The 6560-nt window shown below is 35.3% G+C and carries 8 protein-coding genes and 1 tRNA gene; 2 read left to right on the plus strand and 7 right to left on the minus strand.

Annotated elements, in window-relative coordinates; genetic code table 11:
• Positions 1–17: 17 nt before the first annotated feature.
• Positions 18–509, minus strand: coding sequence for a YqiA/YcfP family alpha/beta fold hydrolase (locus tag ACOV1Q_RS13565; RefSeq protein ID WP_424494943.1), 492 nt, complete (start codon positions 507–509; stop codon positions 18–20).
• 5 nt (positions 510–514) lie between these two features.
• A complete protein-coding gene (locus ACOV1Q_RS13570) occupies positions 515–742 on the minus strand; it encodes a hypothetical protein (RefSeq protein WP_424494944.1) in 228 nt (75 codons plus the stop codon).
• Between the two features lie 191 nt (positions 743–933).
• Here ACOV1Q_RS13570 and ACOV1Q_RS13575 point away from each other — a divergent pair, with 191 nt between their 5' ends.
• Positions 934–1386 carry a GatB/YqeY domain-containing protein gene (locus ACOV1Q_RS13575; protein WP_424494945.1) on the plus strand — a complete coding sequence of 151 codons (453 nt, stop codon included), beginning with the start codon at positions 934–936 and terminating at the stop codon, positions 1384–1386.
• Positions 1387–1531: 145 nt separating this feature from the next.
• Positions 1532–1605 (plus strand) — tRNA-Arg (locus tag ACOV1Q_RS13580).
• Between the two features lie 168 nt (positions 1606–1773).
• On the opposite strand, the gene ACOV1Q_RS13585 is transcribed toward ACOV1Q_RS13580, so the two are convergent.
• The 5 genes from ACOV1Q_RS13585 to ACOV1Q_RS13605 form a co-directional block, all read right to left on the minus strand.
• Positions 1774–2289, minus strand: a complete 516-nt coding sequence (locus tag ACOV1Q_RS13585) for a hypothetical protein (protein ID WP_424494946.1) — start codon at positions 2287–2289, stop codon at positions 1774–1776.
• A gap of 206 nt (positions 2290–2495) precedes the next feature.
• Positions 2496–2951: a DUF1648 domain-containing protein gene (locus ACOV1Q_RS13590; RefSeq protein ID WP_424494947.1), complete on the minus strand. Its 456-nt coding sequence runs from the start codon at positions 2949–2951 to the stop codon at positions 2496–2498.
• A 167-nt stretch (positions 2952–3118) separates the two neighbouring features.
• Entirely contained in the window at positions 3119–3706 is a 588-nt protein-coding gene (locus ACOV1Q_RS13595; protein WP_424494948.1) for an XAC2610-related protein, read from the minus strand.
• 96 nt (positions 3707–3802) lie between these two features.
• Positions 3803–4354, minus strand: coding sequence for a hypothetical protein (locus ACOV1Q_RS13600; protein WP_424494949.1), 552 nt, complete (start codon positions 4352–4354; stop codon positions 3803–3805).
• Positions 4355–5728: 1374 nt separating this feature from the next.
• On the minus strand, positions 5729–6289 hold the full coding sequence (locus ACOV1Q_RS13605; RefSeq protein ID WP_424494950.1) for a hypothetical protein: 561 nt from the start codon (positions 6287–6289) through the stop codon (positions 5729–5731).
• Positions 6290–6560: the final 271 nt, after the last annotated feature.

Raw genomic sequence — 6560 nt, forward strand, 5'->3', positions numbered from 1 at the left:
CTTAATAAGACTATCCCTTAATATAGCCTGTCAAAGAAGTTCGTTACCTCTTCGTTGAATATTTCTTCCGGAATTCGATGCCCCAGTCCTGGAACCAGGTGAAGATGGAAGTGCGTACCAAGATTAAAACTTCCACCTAAAAATGCCAGAGTATCTGTGGGGTTCACTACCTCATCCTGCTGCCCAATGACAAATTGTTGCATGCTGCTGTTTTGTGTCTTTTCTAAAGGCACAGTTTGCGCAACAGATCTTTTCTTCAAAGCCGGATTGAACAATAATGCCGGGCAGGAAAGTCTGTTTGCAACATAATAGCCGGCAAAACCGCCCATGCTACTGCCAATAACCACATCAATTTCATCTTCTTCATACATCTCCAGGATCGTTTCAATGGCATTTTTGTCCTCGTAATAGTTCAGATCAGGTGCTAAAACAGTTCCAACATTTCCAAGGATGCTCCGCTTTTCGACACTTAATTTACTGTCTAAGCCGTGCAGGTAAAGTATTTTCATAAGTATTATTTTCTAAAAATTAATTCTGAAGCAGTGCGATGATAGCGCTTCCCATCCTTGCGGAAATTCCAAGCATCTGAAACTTCTTTTAAAACCGGCAGGATTTCCGCTTTTTGATGTATTTTTTGCTTCCGAAGCCTTCTTAACTTTCGGTTGGCAGCCTGTTTGCTTTCTTTGTCGGACTTTGCAGTGGTTATACCGGTAATGGGCATTTTTCTTCTTGATCTACTCATCTTTTCCATTTCAGAGATTTTCAAAATAAGCAAAAGATTGCGCCAAAAGGTGTCGCGGGTAAAAGAAATGTTTCAGGATATTCAAAAATGGTATTTCCGAAGAAAAACGAACATTTTACTTTTCCCGCTTCTCCTCTCCTTGCACCAACTCATTTTACTTTCTATCTTCGCAGTTCATCAAAATTTTCGTTATGAGTTTACAGGAAAAAGTAATGACCGAAATGAAGACCGCTATGCGAGCTAAAGATACCAACAAACTTGAAGCCCTGCGTGCGGTTAAAAGTGCAATTCTTCTTGCTAATACCAATGCAGATGGTAAAGACGGAATGAATGAAGATGAAGAGCTGAAACTACTTCAAAAACTGGTAAAACAACGCAAAGAGAGCGCTGCCATTTATAAGGAACAGGGGCGCGATGACCTGGCACAGCCAGAGCTCGACCAGGCGGCGGTTATTGAACAATTCCTGCCAGAGCAAATGAGTGAAGAGGAAATCGAGGCCAAAGTAGATGAGATCATTGAGCGCACCGGGGCATCTGGAATGCAGGATATGGGTAAAGTGATGGGAGCGGCTTCACAGGAACTTGCAGGAAAAGCAGACGGAAAAACCATTTCCAGTATTGTGAAAAAGAAACTGGCCCAATAGCTTATTTTCGGAAAAATAAAACCAAAGTGAATTCCTTTTTTAGGGCAGGAACGAAAGCTTGAGTAGAATAAAGCAAATGTTTATTATTACTGCTTTTTGTTTGGTTTAAAATAAAGTTTTTGTCTAAATTTGCTCCAGAATTTAAGGCTCCGTGGCGCAACTGAATAGCGCATCAGATTTCGGCTCTGAGGGTTGCAGGTTTGAATCCTGCCGGGGTCACTTTTTAAACTTCAAAAGCCCTGTAAATGTAATATTTACAGGGCTTTTCATTTTATGCCAGTACTGGGTGTTGACTAGATTTATCGCAAGACCTCAACAAAGCAATAACAGTAATCAATTAAGAAATAAGAATTCTATTAGTATAACATTTTCTCTTCTGTATAATTTCTACAGTTTCTTTTTTAAGAGCACCCATAAGAAGCCTGCAACTGCAAAAAACAGCAAGGAGATCATTAACTTCACCGGACCCTGATTTTCCCTTAGGGTGTCCTTAGAGCTTAGATAAACTTTATCAGGTTTTGATAAGCCATAAATTGGAATGATCTTCTCAGGTTGGTCTAATCCAGCCATTTCCATATTTGAAATTTTTATTTGCACTTCCTTATTTTGGGGATTATCAACTTCAAACTCATTCATATCAAACAACCATATGTCTTCTGAAGGAACTTTGAACAGGTTGGCATATTGTAAAGCCTTGATGTAATACGTTGGAAGCCTTTCGTCATTTTCATGTACTTCATAGGCGTAGTCTTCAATGATTACATTCAAGGTACTGAGATCTTCCTCCCCGGTTAACTCTGGTGTTGCAAAATGATTGTACAAAAAGTAAAGTCCAATGATAATACAAAGTAGAATTCCTAATTTTCTACTAAGCGCATCTATTTTTAAGAAGGTTTTCTTCATTGTTCTATAGTACTCTGCTACTTTTTACTGCTAGATTTTTTAATTCGTCTTTAAACATTTCAATCTTCTACCAAAAAGCCAGTTGCTGCTTTTTGACTTGAATCGTTATTTTAAATTTAACTTTAGGGTAGTCAAAAAAATGTCATTTTCGGAAGGGTTTCCGCAATTTGTGTTTTTTATTTTCGGCTGTAGGTGATTCTCTTCCACTAATGTTTCCTAGTGTCTCTAAATGCTAGCATTGGTAAAAAAATCATTGAAAACATAAAGACAAAAATAAACCATGAACCTAATCCTTGTGATTTTTTAAAAGCCGTCAATATTACCTGAACGTTAATATAAGAGAAGGACAAAGAGATTAAGAGAAGCAGTATTTTTGATACTTTCTGCGCTACAATAAGATCCTTATTTGTTTTTTTATTGTTGACCAGTTTTAAATATTTACCCAACTGGCAAATCCCATAACAGAGTAAAAATTGAACAAGCGGAATTACCCACAGATTGCTTTTTTGAGCATACTCATCCGCTTGTCCTTCTGCACTAAAATGTACAGGAATTTGGTCAGGCAATTGCGAATAGAAGAGTGCAGATGAAATAATTGAAATTGATAATGCAATGACACTTATATAATTGATTATCCTATATTTCTTCATTTCTAATTTCAATATTTTTCATTTTCCCACTTACTTTCAACGCACCTATGATGGCAAATTGCCTTTTAAGACCCTTGCAATAATTAATTATTTAAACACTGTTCTTGAAAGATAGTGAAAAAGGGCATTTTTGAGCGGTATTATGCAATTCGTGTTTTCAGATTATTGCCAATAGTTTTTTAATATATTTTCCTTACAATTAATCTCAATTCTCCGTTCTCTACTTTCCAATGTTCGTAATATTCCTTGTCCTCTGAATGTTGTCCAATAACAAATCTTTCGGCCAATACTGGATTTCCGTTTTTCAGTTCATAAACATCTCGTCCGTGTAGGCAACAACCATCTCTCCAGCTCGAACTAATTTGCTTTTTCTCGTAATCAAATTCAGGTGAAGTTATTCCTTCGTAATTTTTGCTTTCTTCAAAAAGTTGAGTTTTTGGATTAAAAATCCAAAAAAGAAAAGGAACATTCGGTGCAGCAGGAAGAAATTCCATTAGTCTAAAATCCGTATTTCCGTCAAAATTCATGTCCTCAATTGCAAAAAGTTGATCGTGTGGAAATGTTTTACTAAAATAATTTTTCCCTGGTTTTATAGTCTGCTTTAAGGTTCCATTTTTCAGAACCTCAATTTTAGTTATTTCACAATCGGTTTCATCACATTTTTTCGTCAAATGAAATTCTAATTGCGCATCTGAAAACCTTATTATTTCTTGCGCATAAAGTTCAAATGAAAACAGAGTTATGAATATTAGCAGAGTTTTTCTCATTTTACTGGCAACGTTTTTTAAAAAGTGGGAGTTCACGAGCAGGGAGTTTGGATTTTGAGACGGATGAAGTATAATTTTTATACCGTGTCCTTGTGGTTATTTCCACTGTCTGAATGAATCAATAAATGGTCCTGCATTCTTATCATCTATTCCTATGTAAGTTATAGTATAAACTCTATTGTTAATCCTAAATAATCTACCCATAATAAAACCCTCATGCCCTTTATTTTTAGCGATTTCATTAAGCTCTAATTGAAAAGCTCGTCCATTCAGCCCATGTTGTTCAATTGGCTTTTGATATAGTAGGTTAAATGATTCTGACATTTTATTAGAATAATTTGTAACACCTTGAATATAAAGTTGCTCATCAGACAACGATTTTACCATATGTTCAGGATAATCAATGTATTTTATATTGAAAATCTTCTGTTTTCCTATAGTTGAGCGGTATAAATGAATTTTGAACTTATCAAGTCCAATTTGATTATCAATTGCAGTATGAGTTGGTAGAGTTGGGAAATCGGCAATAAAATTGCCTTTTTTTGAAACGTATTCTCCTCCTTTTGTTTGATAGATATCATGACTATCCTTTTTCCCGCATGAGATAAAAGCAAGGAAAATCAATATCAGCAGTAATTTTTTAGCCATAGATGCTGTTTTTAAATTCCATAACGTCTCGAACAAAACCTGTGTAAGCTGGCGAGGTTCTTTTTCCGCAGGACAATAAAGCGTTGCAAGTGAGCACGAAGTTTGGATTCGCCACTAAGATAGCATTGTTTTTATACCGGGTTGTGAGCAGTTTTTTCAATAATCTTTTGCACTTCCTTTTCATTTGGCAGCCATAACCAAAGGCCGATTATTCCACTAAGTAACATCATTCTAAAATTGTCCTTGTTTTTTTCTAATGTCACAGGCATGTACTTCCGCTCATATAACTTTATTCGGTAAGAGAGAATAATTTGAAAAACACTTAATATTAGTCCGCTAAGAAATAACGCAAGAAACCAAAGGACAATGATTCCACCATCCGTTATTCCGTTCCTAATGATAAAGAAAAATCCTCCGAACAATATGCAAAAAAGCCAAGGTGGAATACAGTCAGAATAATCAATGTAATTCTAAACCTTTTAATATCTGATTTAAACTTTGCTGGATTTATTTGGTAGAACATTTTTGTTTTTTGAATAAGGTTTGCAAACTGTCCACAACGTTTCGATTAAGGCAAGTGGCGTGTTTTGAAAACAGGACCTTCCGGCGGAACGGATTTTTATATTGGAATTAAATGTAATAATTATCTCTCAAAAGGCCATCAAACAAATCTGACCAGAGCATAATTTTGAAATGTAGTTTAATACAATAAAGAATAACAAGAGTTTTGATAAAACTACTATGGGTTTCTTCATAAGAGTTTTATTAAAATGAATCCAATCAGATAAACTATTACAATTAAAGAGAATAGATTTCTACTCCATTTCTCTTTCGTCTGTTCCTTTTGGAGATCAGTTTTACAAAACCTTATTAATAGCCACCAAAGAAAACCACCTAAATCGGTTAAGTACATTAACCGCATAATTTTCTTTCTATGGGATTTTTATTTTTTTTAAATGTGCTACAACAGTCTCAATTATCCCAAGTTAGCGGAGTAGGGACCGCAGCGTTGTCCATTCAGATCTGGTTTGTTCTTTTTCAAAATTACAATTTCTGCGCAAAATTTTGATGAACCGTCATTAGGCAGGCCAATAAGTGCATGCACCTGGCCGCCATCGCTTATAACCTAAAGAAATACCTGAAACATACCGCAAAACAAGTAAAATCCGGGGCAGGACAGCTTGCTTTGCTGCTTTCATCCAAAAACCTGTTATAGGAACCCCTCAATTCAATTTTAAGGAATCTGAATTTTGTTCATAACCAGCCGAATCTATAAAAGAAAACCGCTTAAAGCGGCTTATTTAGATCCGGAATTCAAAAAATTATTGACTTGCGCAACGGTTACTAGTGTTGGCACACGTCTTTTTTAAGCAGCTAAAAAGTTATTCCCACGGAAATCCCATAGCCATCGGCAGGATAATTATAATTAACATCCTGCACTTCACTCGTGTAATAAGTTTTAGACTTTTTAAAAACTTCAATTGTATATTGAAAATTATAATCGCTCTCAAAATTATATCCCAATCCTAATTTGGCAGTCTGACCTGGCAGAAAGCTACCAATTTCCAAATTTTTCCCGGTATTCAATAGCACAAAAGGGCTGTTAAATCCGTAATCATTAAGATTAAATCTTATTTCTAATATAGCTGGGAGTGATTTATATTCTTCATCAATATTAAAATTTACTCCAATTCCTGCAGACAAAACAAATTTTTTCAAAATGAATATCCCGTGAAGAGAATTTAATTCAAAACCCCAACCAGTATTTAGCTGATTTTCGTGATGAATTAAACTTTCCTCCGTGTTTTTATAAATTTCTAAAATATTTGTAGAAGTGTAAATTTTCTTGTGATCCTGAGCTTGCATAAGAAAAGGAAAACAGAAGATTGCAGAAATAAATAGTATTTTGAAATTCAATTTTTGAAGTAATTTCATAAGATTTTTTTGTCTCAGATGTGTGCCAACGCCCCCAATAACACAAGTTGCGGCTTGGTAACTTGAATTTGTCAGTTAAAGACGGCTTTTTAAATGGTAGTCAAAAAGGTCATTTTTGGAAGGTATTCCGCAATTTGTGTTATTCATCTTAAGTTTGATTTCCTAACTTTTAATTACTAATCAGAAAGAACAAAAGAGAGGATTAAGGTTATGTTATTCATGGGAACCTGGAGATTCCGACAACATTGATAATCCCCTCTCTTTTCTACTT

The organism is Salinimicrobium maris (genome assembly GCF_049680855.1).
Lineage (GTDB): Bacteria > Bacteroidota > Bacteroidia > Flavobacteriales > Flavobacteriaceae > Salinimicrobium.

Coding starts and splice junctions, on each gene's coding strand:
- ACOV1Q_RS13565 (WP_424494943.1), bottom strand. CDS start 509: ATGAAAATACTTTACCTGCACGGCTTAGACAGTAAATTAAGTGTCGAA.
- ACOV1Q_RS13570 (WP_424494944.1), bottom strand. CDS start 742: ATGAGTAGATCAAGAAGAAAAATGCCCATTACCGGTATAACCACTGCA.
- ACOV1Q_RS13575 (WP_424494945.1), top strand. CDS start 934: ATGAGTTTACAGGAAAAAGTAATGACCGAAATGAAGACCGCTATGCGA.
- ACOV1Q_RS13585 (WP_424494946.1), bottom strand. CDS start 2,289: ATGAAGAAAACCTTCTTAAAAATAGATGCGCTTAGTAGAAAATTAGGA.
- ACOV1Q_RS13595 (WP_424494948.1), bottom strand. CDS start 3,706: ATGAGAAAAACTCTGCTAATATTCATAACTCTGTTTTCATTTGAACTT.
- ACOV1Q_RS13600 (WP_424494949.1), bottom strand. CDS start 4,354: ATGGCTAAAAAATTACTGCTGATATTGATTTTCCTTGCTTTTATCTCA.
- ACOV1Q_RS13605 (WP_424494950.1), bottom strand. CDS start 6,289: ATGAAATTACTTCAAAAATTGAATTTCAAAATACTATTTATTTCTGCA.